This is a genomic window from Virgibacillus sp. AGTR (genome assembly GCF_016919725.2).
Lineage (GTDB): Bacteria > Bacillota > Bacilli > Bacillales > Amphibacillaceae > Virgibacillus > Virgibacillus salarius.
In genome coordinates this window covers 81,656-104,719 of record NZ_JAJERH010000004.1, presented here as the reverse complement: position 1 = coordinate 104,719, position 23,064 = coordinate 81,656, and the positions used below count along the sequence as shown (strand labels likewise).

Genomic DNA, 23,064 nt, shown 5'->3' with positions numbered 1-23,064 from the left:
GAGGCTTCGGCCTCTTTTTCCTATGATATAATTAGGTATACAAATTTTTCCAAAATTACTGTGTGCAGAGCAGAATGAAAGGGGTTTTGGAACATGTTAGGAACTTTTGATAAGCAAACAACTGACACCCGATATCGGGACATTGCTGAGTATGCCACGATGGTCATGCTCGCCCAAACTATGCCTGATTTGAAAAAGCAGGGTATTACCGTAACACCTGCCCTCATGCAGGAATTCCGCGATAAGTGGGAGCGTGATGGGAAGTCGATGGATTTTACGCACATGAAAGCAAGACCGAGCGATTTCGTTCGACTATTGCGCTCGACTGGAGCGACTTCCTTCGGATCGTTGGATGACTATCCAACGCTGGATGAAGGAGTCAAGAGTATGTGGGCGAAATGCCGTGAAGATTACGATAAACATGCGCAGGATGGGAATTATCTGCATACCGTTACTGACCCGGTCATCCGGAGCAATATCTTGAATGCGGCGAAAGAGCCGATGCGAAAAGCGTTCTTTATCCATAGAGGTAAATCGGCGCGGGAATTGAGCCCGGGAGATGCTGCGACCTTTTACGACCGCAACAATGCAGATTTTACCTATCAGGTAACAGTAGCTGGAGAAAAGGAACGGGAAGGGTTCAACAAAGCAGGTATATCTAGTCCAGGTGCGGTCAATAAAATCCAAGGAAGCGCACAGACCTCACAGAATAAGCCGGAGCCAGAAGAGCCGGATTATGTTCCGGGCGAACCGCTTCTCGGCTGGCATGGTGGGCAATTTGAGGGTCGCGAGTATAGAGGGCTTTCTCATATAATAGGGGCTTACCTAACAAAAGCTGATGCGGAGCTTGTAGCGAAAAACATCGATACAAACCAGTTATTTGATTCGGAGCTTGCAGAGAACAGTATGGAGTTGCTCAAGCATATGCGTTCGAACGGATACGACTTTAATGTTCGTGAGAACGGCAATCCGAATCAGATTGAAGTACGTATGAACGCAGGGGAGAATATTAACGTTCGCGTCTTCGATCCAGAAGCTAATGGTAGTTATATCGGACGTGTGTATGATGCATACAATGCATACTACTTCAACGTAATGGGTTCGAAATCCGTAAAGGAAAATACAAAATTTGAAGCCAGTGATTCTATAGCGTTGCTCGATTACGTCACAGGACACAAGACAGGGAAAGTGGTTAAATCTGTCAGCCGTGATTCGAGCCGTGTTCAATTGGATGGCGTAGCCCGTCAAAAGTCGTTACAGGTACAACCGATTAAAGGTCGTTACCGTTCCTTGGTCTTCTATGGGGAAGCCGAGGCAAAGGAATATATCGATACGGCGATTGAGGATGCGATAGCGGTCGTGAATGACGAATTTAAGACCGAAGAACTACAAGCCTTACTTGATGCGGGGCTTGACAACGAAGACGTGCTGATTACCGGTCCGGAATTCCAAGCTGAATTAGAACAGTTATACTCCAACGATGAAGTGATTCGAGAAGCACAGGAAAGAGCTGCCCAAATGGCCGTCCATAGTCAGGACGGTGGGTTGGAGTATCTAACATTGGTGAAAGATTCCATTGTAGGAGATTACGAAAAAGGGTTTAATCCGGCATTCGTTATCGACCACATGCAACAGACTGGTCGTGGAAACGAACGAGATGCCATGATGACCGCTCTAAAAACCGTTAATTATGATTTAGACAAAATCAAAGGAAATGATTTTGCGGTGAACGCCATGAAAGAACGCTTGATTAAGTTCGATCCGGAGTCAGCTAAATCTATCGATGAAATTGATCACCCGATGCTGAAGCAGGCGCTTACGACCGTGCAAGACACGCTTAAATCTGGTGGTTTCGTTGGTGAAGATGGATTTGGTTCTGACCCAGATGTAAGTATTGACGAAAATGGAGTTATTCGTTGGGAAGCGAAACGACGAACAGGATCTAAGAAAAAAGATCAGATGTGGCAAAAAGTAAATGGGGAAATCGGTCAGGTAATGGTGCCAGATGAAAACGGGATTATCGCGACGAAGTTCCAAGGTGGAAACAATTACGGTATTGTTCCTGGATATACCGGTTATTTCTCTTTTGAAGGTGATTATGACAACCGTATGGACCGTTTCCGCGTGAAAGGATTCGAACAGCACCTGAACGAGCAGCTGCGTGCGAAAGTGACGCACCAGATGACTCGCCCGTTTGATAATTCTATTGGGACAGTACCGACGGTGCTTGATGCAAGTGGTATTAACGGTTTGTATCACGGTGATGTATACGGGAAGCGTATCGAACTAGACTTTATGGAAACGAACCAATTAAATCATGATACGAAAAGTGCCATTTTACAAACGTTATCCAATCGTGTGCGCTTTGATAACCAGTTCTCGGATTACGCGACAACACGTGCTGAGACAGCGGCGAACCGTGAATACGGCAACGAGGATGATACGTCTGCATTCAGTTATTGGAAAGTAGCGGGTGAGACGAACATGCGGGTGTTGAATAAGGACATCGAGAATTACGCCGACACAACAATGACTGGAACTGGTAAGACGCAAGGACTTATCTGGTATCTGACGGATGGTGCTGAGGTCAATGAAGATGGAAGTGTAACCCCTTCAAAAGGCATTTTGCAAAAGGACGGCACGTATACACCGGATAAGACGGCGCTTCAAAAACTCCCATACTTCGATAAGAAGTCGTTTAATGCGTGGGATCGTAACCAGATGGCTGCGAATCAGCTCATGACGGCTTTGAAAGTAGATGAAAACGTCAATACAGCGCTTATGTCGTTCGGTGGTTGGACATTTGATGACAGCTATGCTATTTCGAAGGAATTTGCAGAACGTAACAAGGTTTTCGGTCATAAGCCGAATGAGGAATCGATGGAAATGTTGGATCGTATATTTAGCCAGCAGGATGCAGGATTGATGTCACTGGAACAAGGGCAACAATTTGCAAAAGATGCAGGAATGCTATGGTCACAAGAAGTGTTAGAAGAAGGATATAGTATTTATTCGGATTTTTATACGAGTGATAGTCGTGAGGATCGTGAGCGTTTGCGATATCAGTTAAACAACTTTAAAGAAGAACACGGTTGTTTCCGCCCGTTACAACGTGGCGACAAATTGTCCGACTTCGGTGGGAACAAAGGAACTATTGGAATCGTAATTGACCGTCACATGGACTTAGACGAAGCGAAAAAACAGGGGCTTGATAAAGAAGTCCGTTTTATGAAAGCAAATCCTGAGCTTGATGTGGTGAGTGCCCCTTATTCCATGTTGTCACGCCATAACGCAGGGGTCGTGAAAGAACTTATGGACGGGGAGATTGCTAATTTGGTTGATCCAGATACTGGCGAAACCTTTGAAGCAGCAATGGGGCAGCTCAACATTATTGTGACAGACATGAAAGTCGATGACAAAACACACGCCTATACGCGTGAAGATGTTCTCGAAGGAAAAGGGCGTAAAGCGAGCGGACAGTTGGCATGGGCGCTTCAATCCAAAGAGGCAAATGGTATTCTCGATGAAATTTATGGTCGTAACGATTCCGCGTGGAGCACGTACCGTGAGTATCTAATCGCAACCGGTTTGGATATGAAGGCAGATGGAACGATCATGAAGGGATACACTCCTCATGCTGATGAAGATCGCCATCATTTTACTTTTGATCCAGAAACGGATTCCGGTGCATTCTTAGACCAAATCAAAGACCAGGGCGGATTCCTGGATGTACCGTTTGATATAACCTTTAAAACAGGCCAAAAAACGGACAGTATTCCGGTGCTATCTGCGTCACTTCGTCAGAACGTGGAGCTGGTAGATGGTTCCATGAGGCGTTCTGATTTCACGAATCATTATGCTAACATCTATGAAGCTATCGGTGATTATCATGCGGCCGATACAGACGAAGCGAAAGAGAAGGCCCAGGCAAAAGCACAGGATCATTTCGATAAGATTCAGTCTACCATCATTGATCGTCAATTTGATGGAGGTCACAACGGAAAACACAGCTTCCTTCGTGACAAAATTATGGGTAAACGCATGAATCATTCAGCAACAGGGGTAGCAGTCGTAGACCCAAGGCTCGATATCGGTCAGGCTGGAATGAACCAAGACATGATGGATGCGCTTGATGCTAAAGAAGGAGACGTCGTGATGGCGTTCCGTGACCCGGTGTGGCGGGATGGAGCAATCCGTGCGATGACGGTCAAGAAAGACGATTCGGTTCACGGTATTGCGATTAATCCGATTGCCGATAAGTCCCACGACATGGATTTCGATGGTGATACCATGGGAATCATGAAGTTCGATTCCAAGGCTGCGAACCGTGATTTGGTCAATAAATTCTCCCACTGGGCGAACATGATTGATAAAGGTTCCGGTAAGGACGAGCTGTATTATCAGACTGGTATGGACCTAGCTAGTGCTGAGGCGAAAGCCGAGAAGCTTGGGGACGATAGTCCGAAGAAATTGTATGAGAAAGCTCAGAAGAATGCAAAAAGCACAAATCCGAAACTTCTGAAACAATCTCAGCGGGATCTGAACGAATATAGCCACAAGTTATTCCGTGAGCACGGGTTTGGAGGTGACTTCGTATCGTTCAAGGATGATAAAGCGGTATTCGAGTCATTCGGTCAAATGGTCGAAAACGGTGCGAAAGGTAGTCCGAAAAAATTAGATGAATATAAGAATTATCATAACGGCAAAAAGACTGCGAACGATGCACGAGATATTCAGTATGCAACAGGTGTTAAATCAGATGATACTGGGCTTGCCGGGGCGTTCAGTCAGAAGTTGGTTTCCGTCATGCGGAATCAAAATATTACGGCGGCGTTAGAGTCTATGTACCCGCTCACGCAAGGTACATTACAAATCAAGCATGACCCTGTACATGCAAAAACGGTGAACAAACTCCTGACGGATGATATGAACAAAACTTTCAGAGGTAAAGATATGTATAATCCGAAAAGAGGGTTGTCACCGAACGGGTTTAAAAAACAATTAACAAAGATTATGGAAGAAGATATGAAAGTTGATGTTGCTGAAGAACACATCGACGCTGTGACCGAAACACTGACCCATAACGGTCAGATTGTGCCACTGAAAGACGCAATGACTCTTAAAAGTTCCCCGATGGACCGTGTTGCGTATGGTGGTGGTTACGAAGAACTGAAACGTTTAGCGAAGAACGGAGAATCTCTTCTTGAAGGAGAGCAGAACAAACGATTCGCTCCGTTCATGATGCGAGAAGCGACAGAGCAGACAAAACTTGCAAAAAAAGATACCCAACGCGTCGTCGAACAACTAGTACAGCCATCTGAAAAAGGGTTAGAGCAGGAGGCGTCTCCTCTTACTCCCGTGGAAGAAGATACAGGAATTGCTCTCTGATACAACCAGAAAAGAAGGTTGGTTCGGTAAGACCGACCTTCTTTTTTTAAACTACCAAATGGGAATATTAGTAAAAAAAGGGAATAAAAGAAATATATAAAGGGGCGCAACAGAAAAAAATATGCAATAAAAAAGTTAGCAAAATGTTGTGCATGTAAGCATTTGTTCGTGATATACTAAATGGAAGGTGTTTCGCCTTTCCCATTTGGCATACGAATAATAGTTTACTCCCTTAATATATCTCATACTAAAGGAGTGACGTGTCTTATGGTGAAGATGATGCGAAAAGACCAGGTAAAAAATTTACCACCGGAAAGCCGTATAAAAAACAGTTACGAGTCCTTGTATTACCGGACAAACTCCGGCGATCCTGAATCCGATGCAATCGTCAAAGAAGAAATTCAGTGTTCGTTTCGAAGTCATGGTATCATCCTTGCGGATAACCCGGACGACGCCGTACTCCGGGACATTATGCTCGATGCATACAAAAAATCGACGAAAGAAATTGGTGGTGAAAGTCTTTCACCCGATTGGGAGAAAGATCTTATACGTGATTTTGACGCGTTTACAGCGTCCCGTCCTTCCTTTTATACGTCTATGTTTGACTCGTATGAAAGTAGATATGAAGGGGAACCTGTTGATATTTCCGCCGATTACGATCGTATGGTACAGGAGAATGACGGGGTCGATCCACACTTTAAGGAACCTACGGAAGTAGACCTAGATGCAATGCAGCGTGATAGATTAAAGCAATACAGTCGAGATGGAGAGATGAAGGCTGCGGGTCTATCCTATACAGGTCATGCGCCAGAGGTAAAGACTCATACGCGCCGCCGCTCATATCAGCAGATCAGACAAGAAGAAATGGCAGCTCAAGGCATCAAAGGAAACAGATATGATAAACAGTACGATCGTTATGCCCGGGGTCGCGGTGATACTCATCAGAAGATGACAGCTGGTGACGATTACGGGTTCGATGAGCACGATCATGAAATAGAAAACGATGGACCGGAACTGTGAGGCGATACGGGGGGAGTGGAAACCGATATCTATACGTAGATGTCTGAAAGGAGTGTGACGTACATGAGTTCAAGTAAAAAAGACAATACACAAGAGCAGAAAAAACAAAATTTAGTAAATGAAGATGGCGGGTATGTACGCAATCAAGATTACATCGAAGTTAAAGCATCAAAACGGTCAGGTGTCCATAAAGACACCGTCAAAACTGTCTTTAATGCTGTGTGGGATTCGTTATGCGAAGAACTTGAAAATGGTAATGAAGTAAAGTTGCATGGCAAGGGAAGTTTTTACTTATCAAAACGATCTTCACGTATTGGTAGGAATCCGCTCACCAAGGAAGAGTTTGAAGTCCCGGAGCGAGAGGCAATGGCGTTTCGAACTAGTCCAGCTTATGCAAGACGTTTGCGCGAACGTCGCAAGGAGTTGGCCAAGAAGAATAAACAATAGTCAGGTGTAAAAAATGATACCCGCTTATTTTTTATGAGTGAGCGGGTTTTCATATAGGATCACCAGTTTGTTATCCTTACACTCACACATCTTTTTTCTTATTCCCAGTTCTCCCGGTTTTCATGATATAAAAAAAGGAACACCCGTCTGATTAGATGGGTGTTTTTGTGTGATTTTTGAGGTTACTCCGAAGTGTACTTCACTTCCCCAACACCTATTTCATCAACAAGGTTACAATCAAAACAAATATAAAAAGCAGGTAAATTACGAATTTCTAACGTATCTTTTGGACAAAGTAGTTTCACCTTCTTGTTGCAATTCGGGCAATAGGATTTACTTACATGCTGTAATATATAACTCATATATAATTTCTCCTTCGTGGTTTAGATGGGACTTTTTTATAAACCTATAAGGGGTACTGCCAGGGCGATACCCCTATAATAACAAACACCATTACAATTCCAATAATATAAAACAAAGAATCTTTCTTGCTGCAGCTGTATAATCCATGGAGGTGCCCATTAAGATATAAAATCCCATAAAGTTGGAGGATCATTGAATTCAACTGTATATATTTTTTCTATGATCTTTAGCTTTATTTCTTGTTCTAAATCTTCTCTATCTTGATAAGATGTATTATTTAAACTTTGTTTAATCTTCCAATTAAAATCTTCAATTAGTTCAGAAACATCTGAATATAAATCTTTATTTAGTCTAACACCCATTTATTGTTCAACTCCATTATAGTTTTTGTACAGTTTTTTAAGCGCTTTTCTATGTTGATTTGATATGTTTTGAGGGGTTGATTGTAATAATTTAGCAATTTCCTTTAATGAAAGGTTTTTGAGGTAGATCATTTCTACTATTTTCAATTGTTTTTGGGTTAAATAATTTAATGCTTTTACGAGTTTTTTATCTTCTATATGATCAAATAAACTTGCACCAAAAACGTTTACGATATTTCGACTCTTATCTTCTATAAGATCTTTATAAGTCGAAGTAGTGTCATTTGGTAATCTTTTATCCAGAACTAATAAATTTCTATTTACGTCTCTTCTCTTTTTTTTATCGAAATCAACACTAAAATAGTAAATCAAGTTACTAATATACTTTATTTTCTTCACATTAATATAATGTAATTGAAAAGCGTTATCTACGGCTTTCTTGTTATTATCGGTAGTGTTTAACAAGTAATTCAATAGTAATTTGTAGTTTTTACTATCAGATAAAAAACTTTTAATAATCGGGTTTTTTAAGTTCTCTTTATTTCTTTTAAAAAATTCGTCAATTTTTCTCTTGCTCTTTTTATCAACTTCCACTATTCACCCCTCCTTTTAAAAATTTCCCTCCTTTTTCCTTAAGTATTAAAGTGAATGGAATTCTTTAATTATAAACCACACAGAACAAACGTTCTATAAAATATGTTGGATATTTGATGAAATGTCATAATTATGTAAAAAAATCACCTATCCCTAGTCGAATAGATGATTAATATTTTTATATTAAATTTTCTAATATATTCATTATTTTTTCAGGGTTGAATCCAGTAATCTTTTCTTCTTTTCTGCTATTTTCGTCAAAAATAATAGTAAATGGAATGGCGTTTACATTATAATTATTAAATTCCTCTAGGACATCTTTATCGTTAACATCTTTATTAATGTAAGAAATACCACTTTCATCCAACCACTTTTTTAGTTTGATACAAAACCTACAAGAATCACTTGAACATATAGTTATACTATAGTTCATTTATAATACCCTCCTTTATTTATAAAAGAGATTAACGGAAATAAAAATAAGCTATCTTAGTAAAATTCAAATAGAGGTTGTTTATTTACTCATTTTAGACACTTTTTATAATATAATCATTCATTTGGTGATATAGCCAAGAGGTAAAAGCAAAGGTCTGCAAAACCTTCATCCTCGGTTCGAATCCGAGTATCACCTTAAGTTATTTTCTAAAGTGATTAAATAAACAATACGGGAGTTGAAATTATACATGACACCTGAATCTGTTCCAACATGGATAACATTAATAGGGAATTTTGGATTTCCAATAGCTATTACAGTTTATCTATTCGTAAGATTTGAGCGTAAGCTAGATAAATTAGAAACTGTCATATTGCAGTTATCAGAGGTCATTAAAGCGATTAATAAAAACAATTGAAAAGGTGGTCAAAATGAATATTGGAGATATAATGTCTTGCTACTGTAAAGCCAGAGAAACACAAGCATTTTACACTAATTGTTTAGAGGATAAGAACCTCTCAGAACAAGAAACGAGAATTAATATATGAACTTATTAAATATGCTAATCATTCATCATGTCTTCTCAAAGAATATTGCGATATGCAGACTAGAAAATAAATGTATAGAGAATCCCAAAATGTCGGGATTCTCTTCTTAAGTAAAATGAACAAATTATCTAGTCTACCCACTCATTTATGGTTCTTGAAATCCAACTGTACCCATTAAGTATACGAAAAGATACCAAACCATCACTATAGAAATTAATAAAATAAGAGTAATTTTAGTACTACCCTTAACCCCTAGCAAAGCACTTACTATTCCCAGCCCACCAAATATAAACGGAAATTCCAAAATATATTCAAAAAGAGCATTCTCCCACTCACGCTGATTAGGAATGTATAGTATTAATAGAATTGTCATTATAAAGAAAAAGACCGATAATATAGAAAAAAATCTCTTTTGCAAAGAAATCACTCCTTATTAGTTATAATTTTTGAAGTCTTTCTCCAATTTAAGATATTTATGTAATAAATCAATTATACACAACAATTTCATTTTAATGGACTTACGTTTGTAAAAACAAAAACAACATTCTTGTAATAATCGAATAGAATTTAACAGTTAGATATTATCCTCCTACTTTTAGGAATTCACTTTAAATATAGTTACCCCACTTTCAAGCATAAAAACACTCTCCTTTTCAAGGATTCAGATTTTCGTTTTTGATTCCAACTGAAAAGGAGAGTGTATAATTTTTTTGGTTTTTAACTTATACTAAAAGCAATGCGAATTGCTAGTGAACTTGCATTTCCTACTGCTGCTACACAGTCAATTAGATTCTGATCACAACTACAACGGTCTGGATATCCGGAAAAACTTTGGTAACAATAATCATGAGATCTACAGCATCTATCTAATGAATTAGCAGGACTTCCACTTCCACAGTTTGCCCCACACCAGTTATAAGGAATTGGAATTAGTGGACCTCCAGTCCAAGCTGGTTCACTGAAGACACAACACCCATTCCCGACACAAGGTAAATTGTCATACCATGCTTGAGTAGAAATTTCATCAGTTGAAAATGTTTCTTTAAACAACTGGAATAAATTCTGAGTATCTAGCATTCCGGCTTCAATTGGTTCTTCTTTATTAACAATGATTTCACCATTATCAATTGCTAAAAGTCGAATGGAATTCTTACCATCTTTCTCTTGCAAATGAAACAATCTTGCAAAGAAAGGGAATTCATTACCGCTAATAATTTCTAGTTTAACATTCTGGTTAAACTTTATTACTTGCGCTATATGATGTAACTCTTTTTCCGATCCGATACTTGAAAATTCTACAGCATTTTGTTCTGAAATAGAATCATTCATTAAATAAGAAAGGTCTTGTTGATCTAATAATTTTTCAAGGTCTTTAAGATCGCCAGGTGGCAACCAGTCAAGCGCCCTAACTGAAGGTTTATTGTATAGTAAATGACATGTTATACCCTATCCCTTTTTAAAATTGAAATCACAAGCTTGTAGTTTCATTTATATAAAGAGAATTTGCAGTACAAAATTAAACCATCTCTTAATTTTTTCTAAAAAACTAATATTTCTATGATGGGGGGAACACCAAATCCTGACGCTTAATAGAATAGTAGTTACTGGACAAATGTGACTGCTAAACTAAAGTAGACAGTTTCCGCTAGATTAGAAGTAACCTTATAAGGTTATAAAGTCGACAATCCATCCTTTTGGGGCTAGGTCATAGAATAAAAAACGGTTGTGAATTACAAACTTGATAACTAAATGCATACTGAACAAGCTATAAAAGAAGTCAAAACAGAGTTTTTGTTATTTATTTTTCTATTTCTTGAAAAATTCAAAAATATACTTCCGATTATTGGGTTTATTTTATATAATATTTTCTAATGGAGAGGAGGATATTATATAGATTAAAAAAATATCTGTTTTTACTATTGTTGGATTTTTTGCGTTTATTAGTTTTGTTCAGCCAGTAGCTTCAGAGAAAGAGAATTATTCTTGTAAACAAAAGAAGGTTGCTTTTATGAAAGCCCTTTAGTATGAATTTCTAACATAATTTAAAGATATTACATTAATTAATCGAATATTAACTCTTGCAAGAAATTTATAAGGGAATGGTAAATTATGAAGAAAATATTAACGAAAATACTAGTAGTTACGCTAATATTTGGAAGTATAGGTTTAGGCACATTCACAGTTAAACCTGACGAAGCATCTGCAGCTACCAAAACTGTCTTTTATGCTCATCCATCAAAGGCAAAGAAAATAGGATGGAAATTCTCTACAACTAAAACGATTAGTAGATCTCAATTAATAAAAATCAGCGACTACTTTGATAAACGAAAAGGTCATCAATCAGCTTGGGCTGGTTTGGCAGCAACCATATTATCAGCACCACTGAACGTTTATGCTTCTGTTCCGGCAGGAGCTGCTGTCACTTTACTAACATCATATTCTAAAACACATGGGGACTTAATCAGCGCCAAATTAAAAAAATCCACTAAAAAATCATTTAAAGTAAAAATAACTTATAGATATAGACAGGCAGGATCTAATCAAGGCTACTATTATATCGATAGTATAAAAATTTACTAAAATAAAAAAAAACAAGTGATCCCTAAAAAGGATTACTTGTTTTTCATTTCAATTACTATTGCATTAACAATAAATCCTATGATTACAATAGCATAAAGACTATCTGGTAAATCAAAAATTACAGTGGCTGCCAATATAATAATACAAATAATAATAATAGCTAAATAGCTTTTATATTTTTTTTTCATATTTACTGTCTTCCCTTTTAAATTTTCTCATTGGAACTACTCCTTTTTATTTTCGGTTGGCAGTACGAGCATATCATGACTTATCGTTATTGTGTGATTGATACTTCATTATGTTTTACTGTTTTTAATTCCTATATCATCAATTGAAATTATTGTATATTAAAAATGTGATGCAATCAATAATATATTTGATATCCGTTGTTTTCAGTAAATAAATTAATCAGAATTTTAATAGGACTATGAACCAATTATATTTAAGGATTGGGTAGCGTCATGGGCGATCCGCGATACCCCTATAATACTATAAACTATATTAGGCATCCAGGATGTAGCGGACGAGATCCAGTACCTTCTGTGGGTCTTTCGCTGTTTCCCGTGTAACGACAGAGTTCGGATGCTCTACCTGGCGCATAACGTCATAAATGACGGACGCTTTCGTCTGTGCGCTTGAATGTACATCGTGGTAGGCCGGGTTGTTAAACAAGTATTCGATAAACTGCGGGAACGACTCTTTGAAAATCGTCTTGTATTGTCCACCAAATTGGGCGTATTGCGCTTGGCGCTGCCGTTCCTTTTCGGCCATTAAGCGGGAACGTTCTTCGAGTTCCTTTCGTTGCTGTTCCGCCTGTTTTTGTGCTTCAGCGTCCCGTTTGAGCTTCGCCTGGCGTTCTTGTTCCTGTATACGAGCCATCTCCTGCTGTCGCTGTTGTTCAGCGATTTTCATTTGGCGCTCCTGTTCGATACGACGGGCTTCTGCTTCTTGTTTCGCTTTCTCCCGTGCTTCGGCGTTGATTTTGAGTTGTCGCCCTTCTCGTTGAACGAATTCTACGCTAGGGTTCTGTTTGAACGTCGTCAGTAGCTGGTTCAAATCCTGAGGAGATAGCGACCATTCATTTTCCTTCATAAGCTCGACAGCAGTGTTCCATGCATATAGCGTCTCATTGACCATCGTGTGATCAGATTCTGTCACTTTTCGAGTTTTTGCACCGGAAATCAATTTTGGAAACAAGAGCTTAAACCGGCTGAAATCCGCAAGTTCCGGAGCGAATTCTCCGAGCAACGGATAACGATTGACGTTGGCTTCAAATGTGGATCGGATTTCCTCCCAGCGTTTTGCGCGACGGTCAGCTTCGACGTCTTTCTTTAATTGTTTGATGTCAGATTGGGCTCGTTCTAATTCATGAAAAGAAGCCCCTTCCAACCGTTTATCTAGCGTATTAATGAGTTGATCCCGAACACCGTTTATATACGTCTTGATAGCTTTGCGTGATTTCTCAATATCTCTTACAAAACCAGATACCTTTGTCATCTCTTTCAGTTGGGCATCGAGAGCGGCGTCATCGATGCTTTCAAGGAAAGCATCTGGGTCCTTCCGGTAATCTTCGAGCAGGTCGTCCGCTTCTTTCACCCGTTTGGGAATTTCTTGTAATACCGCTTGGAAATTGGATGTTTCCGTGATAGCTGGTGTGATGTTTACTTCAGCAATGGCCGTCTGAATTGGTTCGATGTTGTTTTGATTGGTATCTTCTGTCTGATTTACTTGGTTTATATGTTTGGTTTCGCTTATCATCTATAAAACCTCCTGTTTGTTTAATATTCTAGCCATCATAAAAATTATGCCAAAATTATATCAAAACGTTGATTATTCAGTGTTTTTATTCGAATTTATTATAACATATACCTAATTGTTTAACAATAAAAGATTATAATTATTCTGTTGTGCGTACAGCGTTTTGGTAATTTTATGTTAGGTGTTGTTTATAGGCAAAAATCGGACCATTTGATTCTGTAAGTCACAGAAAAAATGAGGGATGTAATCCTAAAATATGTTTCATTTTTTGTTCCTGGTTTTGTTCCTTTTTCCCATATAATGTTCCTTTTTGGTCGATATGTTCCTTTTTTGAGGTCTATTTTGCATGCATGCAAGTAATTTTAAGGCTTTCCGATCCTCTAAGGTTACGCGAACAAATGATTCGTTTTGCATAGATGCAAGTATTTTTTGGAACTTTGTTCCTTTTTACCCCAAAATGTTCCTTAAATGTCCCTGCCTATTTTTAGCAAAAAGGAACAACTAAACCCTTCTGTACCAATAGGTCACACGTTTATGTTCCTTTGTTCCTACTTCTTTTAATTAAAGACTATAATAAAAAATATATAATAGCCGTATGTCACGCATATAAAGTTTTCTCAAAAAAATGAGGAACGGAGGAACATATATCGAATTTGAGGGATTTCTGTGCGCGTTTAAACGTTTAAGTAAACATCGCTCTCACTCTGTGACCATCACCTGTTATCTTTCTGTCTATCTAAGAGCTTCTCTGTGCGTTTTTTGGTTAATTGTGTTCTATATCTCCTAAAGGGCTTAGCGCAAATAGAAATTATGGACGTTGAGGAAATAATAATATAAGTGAAGGTTTATGTTAAATAGGATTAGCTTTACTAATTAAAATTTCCCCAGAAAATTTTAAAAATAGGGTTGTTATCTTTCAATTAAGTTTCCCTTTTTAAGGTAGGAAGTTAATCGAGGTAGTTTACTTGATTAAACTTCAAATAATAACTATTTCATAATAGAAAGGGATGGGAAAATGGCAATTAGACCTTGCCTATTATATGGAGTACATCGTATGAAACCTGCAACCAAGCTCTCTGTAAGAGATTATAAAACGAAAGAGGATGTTACCAGAAAGTATGGTTTTACGTATCATAGTCAGTGTGATTGCGGTGAGCATTTTATTTGTGCGGGTAATCCTGAGTGGAGTAATCCTACATCTATTGGATATTACGTCCATGGTAGTTCTATTAAATCCATAGCGACATATGTTGGAGTCGCTACGGCTGTACTATACCAAGAGGGCTCTTTTTTGTTCAACCCTCAAATTTCTTCGTTACAGGAATGCTCTTATAAAAAAAGTATCTGTGGAAACAGACCCGCAGAACTACGAAGACTTGGTACAAACGCTATTTACTGGAATGTTAGCAAAAGTTGACAATATTGATCTTACTAACATTCCCGGGTTTTTTGAATTTATCAACAAAAAACAGCAGATGATAGTGATAGATAAACGTATAGGGAAATCCCCATACGTTTATCTATATTACTTTTATTGAAAAATAGTAGTATGCAGACCTACTTTTGTCGTCCCATTTGGCTTCGATAGAGTAATAGTGAATACCAGCTTTATTAGGTATAATAATATTATTTTTATCGTCATCCAAATAGCTTTTTCGATCTTTTTCATTACCTTCCTTATCCTCACGAATTATTTGCAATTCATCTGGTTTTTCTTCAAAGTTAAATTTTACTGTTGAATTAGGAGAAACTTCAACTGCCTCTAATGTAGAAATATCAACTTTTTCAATTGTATCGCATTTATTTGTTAAAAAAGCATCTCCACAATAAAGACCGTATTTTACTGGGATTTTAGTATTATCAGTAGCAACGCTGAGTGTTACAGGTTTTGGAAGAGTCCAACTTGTAAATGGGATTACGAAAAGGCATACCAATACAATTAGAAATATAATCCCGATAATTTTTTTCATAATTCTCCCTCCTTGTATATTATATTTAGTCGATCATTTTGAACACAATTCCCTGGCAAACAACTTTTGTATTTTTCATTATTATAAATTTAACATTAATTGTAGTAAATTCAATGAATAAATTAGAAAATTATTCCAGGATTTCCAGATATGTTTGTGTATGATAAATAATTATTCTTTATGTTTTTATTGCTGTGACTCTTTTTTATGGCATAGAGGATTTAAATGAATGGTTGAAGCGAAGAATTAATTAACATAGATAAAAAACTGGCATCAAGAGGATATAAAGATATCGCTCTACAATACCAGTTCGTACACTCAAACTATTGAACCGCCGTATACGGATCCGTACATACGATGGTTTGAGAGGGGCGAAAAGTTACTTAACTTTTCCCTCTATTCGATTACGTTGCAGAAGTACAGTTTGCTGTAATAGCAGTTATTACAGTTATTCCCGCAAAATCTAGTAATGCATCTTGTAAGTCTTTATTTAGATTTCCACCAAGATCTTTAATAGCTTTTTTTATTCTCTTTGGTTATTATTTTTGTGAGATTATTTTTTTAAGATTAGTTTTATAGTCTTGATAGTTTTTTTCTGTTTTTTCTTATCTTGAAAATAGCTCTCTTCTTAATCAAAGGGCTTTGCTCCATGCAATTTTGCGGGCTTCGGGGGCTTCGCCGAACGACCGATATACTGATAAGGACAACATAAGTTACCGGTCGTTCGCTAATATAGTGTAGCCCGCAAAACCGCCAGTGCAATCGCTCTAAATATCTGCCTTTTGCTAGATTTAAGAGACGTTTTGTGGGGGCTAGCCCCCACACCCCTAGCCTTCACTCTCTCAACCTGATAAGGAGGGGGTGACGATCTTTAGCCATAGAAAGCAAAATAAGAGCCATACAGGCACTACTTTTGGCTTTCAAGGGGTAAACTACTAGGGACGACTACTAAAAAACGATAGAATCGCCCTGTATGGCGTTTGTCAACGGTAAATGTCTGACCGAAGCGACAGCGTAGGGAATTTAAGGAGTTGACAAATTCGCTACACTCAAACCCTCTTGGCATTGAATCGAAATACGGAACGTCTTTCATGGTACTTTATTTACATTTTTTGAAACCATGCGTTCAAAAAATGTTTGTGTTAGAAGTTGCTTATTAAATGTTTCTTAATCGAAATTTACGTTTCTGTAAAACGGGGAATCTTCGTATCCGCCAAAGCCGATATGACCATGATCGATTCTGTGTTTTGTAATTCTGATGATTTCTTCTTGAACCGCGTGATTTTCTAAGGCATTTGCGATTAGTATGCGAGCTTCGTCTCTATGTTGAGCTAAACCTTCACTGATAAGAACATTGCACATTGAATTGATCTCGCTTGTTAATGTTCTATCGATGGATTTTCTCGTTGTATCTTCAATCGTACAATCATTTAGTAATAAGTTTTTTCGTTTCACCTTCATATTACATCCCTCTTTCATTTATTTTTGCAATGCAATGTTAATTAGGAACCGTTCATAAAAAAAGACCTCCAAACACCCATTAGGGTCTGGAGGTCGTTTATCAGTTCATCATTATGGTGTTGCTACCTCTGGTTGGGCTTGATTTGTCTTTTTTACGTCGTTCAACGTGCGGAGATACGCACTGCTGATTGGTGTCTGGAACATACTCGCGTGCGTGTCCGACACCGAGCGCATTTTTGATGCGCGGTGTGAATTGATAATATACTCAGACTTTTTTGCGCGTGATAATGCCACAAACATCATCCGCATGGATTCTTGTGACGTTGCGCCACGTTTCGCTTCATTGAACAATACGACAGTGTGATCGAATTCCAGCCCTTTTGTCCCATGAATGGTAGACAGAATGATCGGACATTGGTCGTAGTTTGGCACGTCTTTTTGTTTGCGCAGGAACTGATCCATCGCGTTCTTGCGTGTTTCCAGACGCAATAGTTGTTGAATCAGAAAACTGCCAATTTGGTGTTTGTTGATGTTCCCTTTGCGGTAGTCGATAATCCATGCGTTCCATTCATTACTTTGTACGACGGTTTTTATATTTCTCATAATAAAGTCATAATAAAATGTCGTCTGTTTGCCAGATGATCGTTTGAAATTCTTATGCACAAACTGATCGGCGTGACGTTCAATTTCTTGCAGGTAGTGCTGGTGCGTTGGGTCGAGAGAACGTAACGTCTCTGCTTTCGCTCGTGCGAAACGTGACAACAATGTCATTGGTCGCTCGTTATTTGACATGATGTTGGTAATCTCGATGTGGCCGAGTTGATGATCTTTCAACATGGCTTCGATAACCTCTCCTGCCTCCACAACCTCTTTTCGTGTCCACCCCATGATGGCAACTTGTTCACCTTTCTTCACACGATCAATAAACCACTTTTTGAAGTCGTCGTCATGCTGTAAATAGTTCTTTAAGCCTTCCGTATAGTCCTTCAACGTACTGCTTTCAATTTCATTGTTACCAATGGTGATGGTGTCACGCACAGACTGTTCAGTCGGCGAGCTGAAATTGGACGATTTGAGCTGGATGTTGGCGTATTTATTCGCGTCGATGACCTGCAAGAACTGGTTAGCAAACATCAGGATTTCTTCGTTGGAACGATAATTCGTTTCCAGCTTATGGCTGGTAAATACGTTTGATGCTTCTAGTGCGTTCATGTATCGCGGGTCAGAATTACGGAATTCATACAATGTTTGCGAACCGTCACCAATAATCAAAAGCTGGGAACGATAGTGGATCGTCAGTTCCAATAGCAAGATGTATTCGAACGTTGAGATGTCCTGCGATTCATCTGTGATGATGTAGTTTAGGTTCTGATACGCGTCTGGAATGTTCAAATCATCTCCACCCTGAAGCAATTTATGATGAATAATAATTGGCTCAAGTTCAAGCGTTGTCTGCTCGACGGCGTCTAAGACATGGGCGCACATATCTAGGTTTCCTTCGACAAGATTGGATAAACGTTTCAGTTCTTGTTGCAGGTTCACACGTTTGAATCCGGTTTGGTCGAATTGTTCGAGCCTCATTGCGAAATTGTCGATAAACTCTTTTAGCTCCGCTGCATCCAGCCCCATGTCTTGGAAATATTGGCTTGCTGGATTAAGTAAGCGGATAGAATTGGCGACTGTTGACGGCTGAGACAGGCTTTGTGCCGGATACGTTGCTGAATAAATCGTATGGAACATATTCGCAAGTGTTTCAGACCGTACACCTGGAAAACGGTTGGTAATGTTAATTGCCGCGACATTCGTAAAGCTCAAGACGAGTACCTTGCTCAAGTTTTCTCCCTGATCTTTCAGGTAGTTAATCCGTCCGATGAGCGTGTGAGACTTACCAGAACCTGCACCAGCTTGACCAATAACAAGTGGGTCAGTCGTCGTAACGATACGCTTTTGCTGCGTCGAATAATTCGGATTTTGTTGCATGGCTTGGCTAACCTGTTGGTCTTTCGGGTCAAATTGGTACAATCCGTTGCTGTCACGGATTTCTTCCAGTTCATGCAGGCGTTGAGACAACAATAAACGCAGGCTATGGCGGGCGATGTTATTAATCGTACGTTGGTCACCCAAGTTCTCTTTCAGTGTCTGATAAATCGATGCCAAGAGATCCGTCGTAATCAGGTTGTCTTCTATGTCGTTTAATAAATCAATGTGCTGGACAAACGTGATAAGGGCATTATTTAGCTGTTTCTGCACGCTTGGATATTTAATCTTTTTATTTTGCAATTCTTTCATGCGTGCAGCGAAAGCCTTTACAAACGTAAGCAATGTTTCTTTAGCTTGGTGAGTGATAGTCATTGCTTGCGATTTCATCAAATCACTCATAGATTGGTCGCCGATTACAAGAGATAGCTGATGGTCGGTAATTCCCGGGATGTTGACCTGTGTGTTACCTATAACTTTACCCAGGTGATCGCTTAGTTGTTCGTTTAATTTGGTGTAGTTATATTGGGTTATAGATTTTTCCTCAAGCCTTGTAAGTGTAACAACACCTTGGTTCCTAGTGACAGAGCGTCCGCCATTAATACGCTCATTGGCAAAAATCATGTCGCCGTCTTTGTCCATGTTGTCAAGTACTGTTGCAAATAGTACATAGATATCAGGTTGCCCGGACACTTGTGATTCCGTGCTGACGTGACCGGATTTCAATTGGTGTTTCTTCTCACGGGAGTACAGACGCATGGACTGCACAACCGGTTTTGCATAAGTTGTCGCAGGTTTTCCATCGATTGTTCCGCTTGTGATTTTCTCCCAAGTTGTCTCTAGTGCATTCAAGTTGTACATCCCAATATTTTTCGGGAAGGACAGCGCCGCAGGTGTTCTCGCCGATAAAATCGGAAGCAACATGATTGGTGGAACCATTGTAGTTAGGTTGTTTTCAAATTTCTTGAATTCTGTTTCTTTTTCCTTTGTACTCTGGTGAAAGAAGTTACCGAACGTCTGCTGTTCGTGGCGATCCATATTCTTATAGGCGGCTTCGTTTAAAGCTACATTCCCCAGAAGGCGACGGCTTTCTTTAATAAACGTATTAATCGTATCGTTATCCACGGAGAACAGGCCGGTTTTGCGTTTACCGTTTCCGGTCATATTTTTCGAAAAATATTTTGCGTCTACTTGTTTATTCAAAGCGATGCTGTTGTTCACTTGTTGTATCTGTTCATTCAGATTATCAGACGTCGTATCGATTGTAATTGGCATATTTATACCCTCTTTCGTTTTGATTTTAGATTTTAATCTCTGTATAGTTAATTGGCCATGTGTACGATAAATGGGTACACATGGCCGTGTGTCCTATGACAAATCGCTTTGGTTTGTCGTTAGGGAAGGTATTCAGGTTTTACAGCAAATCAAATTGTGTGACGTTTGTATCTTCCATAATGGTGTTTTCAATGTATTCACGAATCGTTCTTTCGGCCGGACGCCCATTGGACGCTGGCGTATAAGATTGCTCAGCTAATTCACACAGTTTGTCGTTTTGAAGTGCCTGATCAATGTCGATATGATCTGGTGTGAGAAGTAGATCTTTTCGGTTCGTTTGTGCTTCTTCAATTAGCTCGTTGTATTTGACTGCCAGGATCTTTGTGTAATCCTCTTTCTTAATTGGTGTAAAGGCGATGAGTTTCTCGAAGCGATTCAAAAGTTCCGTATCGAATGATGCTTGTAGTATACGGATAATATCTTCGTTGGAACGTTCTGGTTCTTCTTCTTGCATAAAGCCAACGGAACGTTTTGTTAAGTCGATAACACCAGCGTTGGTCGTTGCAATGATGATTGTACGGGAGAAGTCGATTTCTTTGTTACGGTTTGTCTTCACGGTTCCTTCATCGAGCGCCTGCATGAAGAAGCGCTGTACTTCGGTGTGCGCCTTTTCGAATTCATCTAGTAATACGACCTGATACGGATTATTTTCCAGTGTATCGAACGGTAGCTCCTGTTTGGAGTCGCTACCAACATATCCGGCAGATGAGCCGATGATGCGTGTCATGGATGCTGAATTCGAGAATTCGGACATATTGATATACACCATGCGCTCTTTAGAACCGAAGACCGCTTCGGTCATTTGCTTGGCAATTTCGGTTTTTCCGGTTCCGGATGGTCCGGCGAACAAGAAGCTTACAGGCCGTTTGCGTTTGATAAGGCGCAGACCCAGACGTTTGACAGCGTCTACGACGGCTGTTTTTGCCGTTTCCTGTCCGATAATTTGGGTATCCAGTTTGTTTTCAAGCAGGTCGGCGTTCTGTTCGAACATTTGTTCATCACCAGTGAGAAGCGACAGTGCTGATTGTTTTAACTGTTTGACGTTAATCACAGGACGAGGCTGCGCTGTAATGATGTATTGTAGGCTCGGATTGCTTTTCGCTTCCTCCTGTAGTTTGATACGCTTAATGCGGGCGTCCGCCATCGCTTTGTCAATCAATGTAATTGTTGAGTCCGGTCGGTGGGATCCGTATTGCTTGAATTCGTCTCCGATGGCAACTGCCTGTTCGATCACGTTGTCTGGCAGAATCACATTATGATGTTTCTGGAAGGCGTTACGGATGTTCAGGACGATTTCTGCAGTTTGCTCCGGGCTTAATTCCGGAACTTGCACTTCTGACCAACGGCGTGAGAATGCCGGGTCACTTAGGAACGTGACAGCTTCTTGGGTCGTTGTCGCCCCAATGACGCGCAAATGTCCGCGACCAAGAGCTGGTTTCAAAATTTGTGCGAGTTTGTTATAAGTTGGGTTTGATTCCGAAGATCCCATAATCTGATGGATTTCATCAATGAAAATGATGGCTTTATTCTTCGGATTTTGTGCGAAGTCTATAATTTGATAGAGTTTTTCCTCTAATTGACCGACGAAGCTCGAACCGCTGACTATTTTCCCTAGAGGTAACTCATACAGCGTGACGCCTTTCAGTATGCCATTTACAATTGGATCGTCATCAACCAGACGACGGGCAATCTCCTCGACAATTTGTGTCTTTCCAACACCGGCGTCCCCTGTAAGTAGAGCGTTCGGTTTATTCTTGGAAGCGAGCACACTCAAGACCTGCATGATTTGGACGTCACGAAATAGGGCTTCGGAGAATTCGCCTTTTTTGGCAAGTTCATTGTAATTGACAAGTAAGTCCATATCTCCGTCTTCCTGACCATTTCCATTTGATTTGGAAGGAACCTGCGTGACTGTTGCAGCCGCATTGGGTGCGTTTGAGCTTGTACCGGAAGCACTACCGTTTCCCTTGTTGTCGTTTTTTCCAAAATCATGGATCGATGCCATGCGTAAGGTATCGTCTTTTCCCATTTTGATAGTTGTTGTATTTTCCATCTTCAACACTCCTCTGATTTTTTGTGTTTAGCCTGATGTGCTCCGCAATTTTTTTCGTTAATTTTATAACGGATGGTACTAGGCAGTTCGTGCTTTTCTGGTTTAGGTATAAAGGATTTCCTCCATATTGTGTTTGTTCATGCTGACCTGCTGGTAACTTCCAGTGCATTCATTGATGAACCGTTCAACTGAGCCATCGTTTGGTGTATGAAATACGGTCTTGATCAGTTCTTCCTCGGTATGGCGTAGTTTGCCTTTGCATAGCATGATGTTGTGGATACGTTTCATCACATACATCGTCGGTTGGGTTATGTTGGAGTCAGGCATTTCTCGTAGTTTGAGAATGCTGATATTCTGAAGCATGAAATTTTCTCGTTGAGCAATAACTCCCATGATGTTCGTCGCCTTGTAGTACGAGGTAATTTCTGCTGTAAAATAGTAACGTGTGTATAGGTTTAATTTAGCTTTCTTGAAATCTGCGATATCCATTTGGATAACGGCGTGGTCTAGTTCAATATTTTCGTTCGGTGCATATATGCTTCCGAATACTAGACCGTAGGTATGTCCATTCCGTCTATTCGGCTCCATAACGTCAACCAGTACGCCTTCAAACCCTAATCGTTGTTTTTTATATGGTCGTAACACCTCTCTTGTATCCATTTCATAAGCAACCCCCTGTTGTCTGTTTTTTTCCGGTGTAATAGATTTTCAACTTTATAGATTTTATTGGTGAAAGGGAGCGATGGATACTCTGCACCGCTCCCTTTTAGGTATT

19 protein-coding genes and 1 tRNA gene are annotated in these 23,064 nt (G+C 39.5%); 7 read left to right on the top strand and 13 right to left on the bottom strand.

Annotated elements, in window-relative coordinates; translation table 11 throughout:
• Positions 1-93 precede the first annotated feature (93 nt).
• The 3 genes from JUJ52_RS03225 (at position 94) to JUJ52_RS03215 (ending at position 6,855) form a co-directional block, all read left to right on the top strand.
• Positions 94-5,388 (top strand): hypothetical protein, encoded by a 5,295-nt coding sequence (locus JUJ52_RS03225; RefSeq protein ID WP_228088745.1) that lies wholly within the window; start codon positions 94-96, stop codon positions 5,386-5,388.
• A gap of 471 nt (positions 5,389-5,859) precedes the next feature.
• Positions 5,860-6,408 carry a hypothetical protein gene (locus JUJ52_RS03220; protein WP_228088744.1) on the top strand — a complete coding sequence of 183 codons (549 nt, stop codon included), beginning with the start codon at positions 5,860-5,862 and terminating at the stop codon, positions 6,406-6,408.
• A 63-nt stretch (positions 6,409-6,471) separates the two neighbouring features.
• Positions 6,472-6,855 (top strand): HU family DNA-binding protein, encoded by a 384-nt coding sequence (locus JUJ52_RS03215; protein WP_228088743.1) that lies wholly within the window; start codon positions 6,472-6,474, stop codon positions 6,853-6,855.
• Positions 6,856-7,037: 182 nt separating this feature from the next.
• On the opposite strand, the gene JUJ52_RS03210 is transcribed toward JUJ52_RS03215, so the two are convergent.
• The 4 genes from JUJ52_RS03210 to JUJ52_RS03195 form a co-directional block, all read right to left on the bottom strand.
• The gene (locus tag JUJ52_RS03210) at positions 7,038-7,217 is read right to left on the bottom strand and encodes a hypothetical protein (protein WP_228088742.1); all 180 of its coding nucleotides are present in this window, start codon (positions 7,215-7,217) and stop codon (positions 7,038-7,040) included.
• Positions 7,218-7,376: 159 nt separating this feature from the next.
• On the bottom strand, positions 7,377-7,580 hold the full coding sequence (locus tag JUJ52_RS03205) for a hypothetical protein (protein ID WP_228088741.1): 204 nt from the start codon (positions 7,578-7,580) through the stop codon (positions 7,377-7,379).
• Positions 7,581-8,174 carry a sigma factor-like helix-turn-helix DNA-binding protein gene (locus tag JUJ52_RS03200; RefSeq protein WP_228088740.1) on the bottom strand — a complete coding sequence of 198 codons (594 nt, stop codon included), beginning with the start codon at positions 8,172-8,174 and terminating at the stop codon, positions 7,581-7,583.
• Positions 8,175-8,352: 178 nt separating this feature from the next.
• Positions 8,353-8,607, bottom strand: coding sequence for a glutaredoxin family protein (locus JUJ52_RS03195; protein ID WP_228088739.1), 255 nt, complete (start codon positions 8,605-8,607; stop codon positions 8,353-8,355).
• Positions 8,608-8,733: 126 nt separating this feature from the next.
• On the opposite strand from JUJ52_RS03195, the gene JUJ52_RS03190 reads away from it, so the two are divergent.
• Positions 8,734-8,805, top strand: a tRNA-Cys gene (locus JUJ52_RS03190).
• A 52-nt stretch (positions 8,806-8,857) separates the two neighbouring features.
• On the top strand, positions 8,858-9,025 hold the full coding sequence (locus JUJ52_RS03185) for a YvrJ family protein (protein ID WP_228088738.1): 168 nt from the start codon (positions 8,858-8,860) through the stop codon (positions 9,023-9,025).
• A 275-nt stretch (positions 9,026-9,300) separates the two neighbouring features.
• Here the strand turns inward: JUJ52_RS03185 and JUJ52_RS03180 are convergent, their stop codons facing one another.
• Together JUJ52_RS03180 and JUJ52_RS03175 are read right to left on the bottom strand one after the other, a co-directional pair.
• On the bottom strand, positions 9,301-9,573 hold the full coding sequence (locus tag JUJ52_RS03180) for a hypothetical protein (protein ID WP_228088737.1): 273 nt from the start codon (positions 9,571-9,573) through the stop codon (positions 9,301-9,303).
• A 299-nt stretch (positions 9,574-9,872) separates the two neighbouring features.
• Complete coding sequence (locus tag JUJ52_RS03175; RefSeq protein ID WP_228088736.1) at positions 9,873-10,547, bottom strand: phospholipase A2 family protein; 675 nt, start codon at positions 10,545-10,547, stop codon at positions 9,873-9,875.
• A 717-nt stretch (positions 10,548-11,264) separates the two neighbouring features.
• Between JUJ52_RS03175 and JUJ52_RS03170 the strand changes: the two genes are divergently transcribed.
• On the top strand, positions 11,265-11,735 hold the full coding sequence (locus JUJ52_RS03170; protein WP_228088735.1) for a hypothetical protein: 471 nt from the start codon (positions 11,265-11,267) through the stop codon (positions 11,733-11,735).
• 32 nt (positions 11,736-11,767) lie between these two features.
• On the opposite strand, the gene JUJ52_RS03165 is transcribed toward JUJ52_RS03170, so the two are convergent.
• Together JUJ52_RS03165 and JUJ52_RS03160 are read right to left on the bottom strand one after the other, a co-directional pair.
• Entirely contained in the window at positions 11,768-11,923 is a 156-nt protein-coding gene (locus tag JUJ52_RS03165) for a hypothetical protein (protein WP_228088734.1), read from the bottom strand.
• A 313-nt stretch (positions 11,924-12,236) separates the two neighbouring features.
• Positions 12,237-13,493 carry a cell envelope integrity TolA family protein gene (locus tag JUJ52_RS03160; RefSeq protein ID WP_228088733.1) on the bottom strand — a complete coding sequence of 419 codons (1,257 nt, stop codon included), beginning with the start codon at positions 13,491-13,493 and terminating at the stop codon, positions 12,237-12,239.
• 1,054 nt (positions 13,494-14,547) lie between these two features.
• Here JUJ52_RS03160 and JUJ52_RS03155 point away from each other — a divergent pair.
• Positions 14,548-14,910, top strand: coding sequence for a hypothetical protein (locus JUJ52_RS03155; RefSeq protein WP_228088732.1), 363 nt, complete (start codon positions 14,548-14,550; stop codon positions 14,908-14,910).
• Between the two features lie 103 nt (positions 14,911-15,013).
• On the opposite strand, the gene JUJ52_RS03150 is transcribed toward JUJ52_RS03155, so the two are convergent.
• From JUJ52_RS03150 to JUJ52_RS03130, 5 genes are all read right to left on the bottom strand, one after another.
• Complete coding sequence (locus JUJ52_RS03150; protein ID WP_228088731.1) at positions 15,014-15,463, bottom strand: hypothetical protein; 450 nt, start codon at positions 15,461-15,463, stop codon at positions 15,014-15,016.
• A 1,167-nt stretch (positions 15,464-16,630) separates the two neighbouring features.
• Positions 16,631-16,924 carry a hypothetical protein gene (locus JUJ52_RS03145; protein WP_228088730.1) on the bottom strand — a complete coding sequence of 98 codons (294 nt, stop codon included), beginning with the start codon at positions 16,922-16,924 and terminating at the stop codon, positions 16,631-16,633.
• Positions 16,925-17,035: 111 nt separating this feature from the next.
• The gene (locus tag JUJ52_RS03140) at positions 17,036-20,176 is read right to left on the bottom strand and encodes a UvrD-helicase domain-containing protein (RefSeq protein WP_228088729.1); all 3,141 of its coding nucleotides are present in this window, start codon (positions 20,174-20,176) and stop codon (positions 17,036-17,038) included.
• Positions 20,177-20,315: 139 nt separating this feature from the next.
• Positions 20,316-22,289 carry an AAA family ATPase gene (locus JUJ52_RS03135; RefSeq protein WP_228088728.1) on the bottom strand — a complete coding sequence of 658 codons (1,974 nt, stop codon included), beginning with the start codon at positions 22,287-22,289 and terminating at the stop codon, positions 20,316-20,318.
• Positions 22,290-22,391: 102 nt separating this feature from the next.
• Positions 22,392-22,949 carry a hypothetical protein gene (locus JUJ52_RS03130; RefSeq protein WP_228088727.1) on the bottom strand — a complete coding sequence of 186 codons (558 nt, stop codon included), beginning with the start codon at positions 22,947-22,949 and terminating at the stop codon, positions 22,392-22,394.
• Between the last annotated feature and the right edge of the window lie 115 nt (positions 22,950-23,064).

Excerpts from the sequence above, each read along its gene's own strand:
- JUJ52_RS03140 (WP_228088729.1), bottom strand. The coding sequence starts at position 20,176 with ATGCCAATTACAATCGATACGACGTCTGATAATCTGAATGAACAGATA.
- JUJ52_RS03135 (WP_228088728.1), bottom strand. The coding sequence starts at position 22,289 with ATGGAAAATACAACAACTATCAAAATGGGAAAAGACGATACCTTACGC.
- JUJ52_RS03170 (WP_228088735.1), top strand. The coding sequence starts at position 11,265 with ATGAAGAAAATATTAACGAAAATACTAGTAGTTACGCTAATATTTGGA.
- JUJ52_RS03185 (WP_228088738.1), top strand. The coding sequence starts at position 8,858 with ATGACACCTGAATCTGTTCCAACATGGATAACATTAATAGGGAATTTT.
- JUJ52_RS03215 (WP_228088743.1), top strand. The coding sequence starts at position 6,472 with ATGAGTTCAAGTAAAAAAGACAATACACAAGAGCAGAAAAAACAAAAT.
- JUJ52_RS03160 (WP_228088733.1), bottom strand. The coding sequence starts at position 13,493 with ATGATAAGCGAAACCAAACATATAAACCAAGTAAATCAGACAGAAGAT.
- JUJ52_RS03220 (WP_228088744.1), top strand. The coding sequence starts at position 5,860 with ATGCTCGATGCATACAAAAAATCGACGAAAGAAATTGGTGGTGAAAGT.
- JUJ52_RS03155 (WP_228088732.1), top strand. The coding sequence starts at position 14,548 with ATGAAACCTGCAACCAAGCTCTCTGTAAGAGATTATAAAACGAAAGAG.
- JUJ52_RS03205 (WP_228088741.1), bottom strand. The coding sequence starts at position 7,580 with ATGGGTGTTAGACTAAATAAAGATTTATATTCAGATGTTTCTGAACTA.
- JUJ52_RS03165 (WP_228088734.1), bottom strand. The coding sequence starts at position 11,923 with ATGAAAAAAAAATATAAAAGCTATTTAGCTATTATTATTATTTGTATT.
- JUJ52_RS03210 (WP_228088742.1), bottom strand. The coding sequence starts at position 7,217 with ATGAGTTATATATTACAGCATGTAAGTAAATCCTATTGCCCGAATTGC.
- JUJ52_RS03195 (WP_228088739.1), bottom strand. The coding sequence starts at position 8,607 with ATGAACTATAGTATAACTATATGTTCAAGTGATTCTTGTAGGTTTTGT.
- JUJ52_RS03150 (WP_228088731.1), bottom strand. The coding sequence starts at position 15,463 with ATGAAAAAAATTATCGGGATTATATTTCTAATTGTATTGGTATGCCTT.
- JUJ52_RS03145 (WP_228088730.1), bottom strand. The coding sequence starts at position 16,924 with ATGAAGGTGAAACGAAAAAACTTATTACTAAATGATTGTACGATTGAA.
- JUJ52_RS03130 (WP_228088727.1), bottom strand. The coding sequence starts at position 22,949 with ATGGATACAAGAGAGGTGTTACGACCATATAAAAAACAACGATTAGGG.
- JUJ52_RS03225 (WP_228088745.1), top strand. The coding sequence starts at position 94 with ATGTTAGGAACTTTTGATAAGCAAACAACTGACACCCGATATCGGGAC.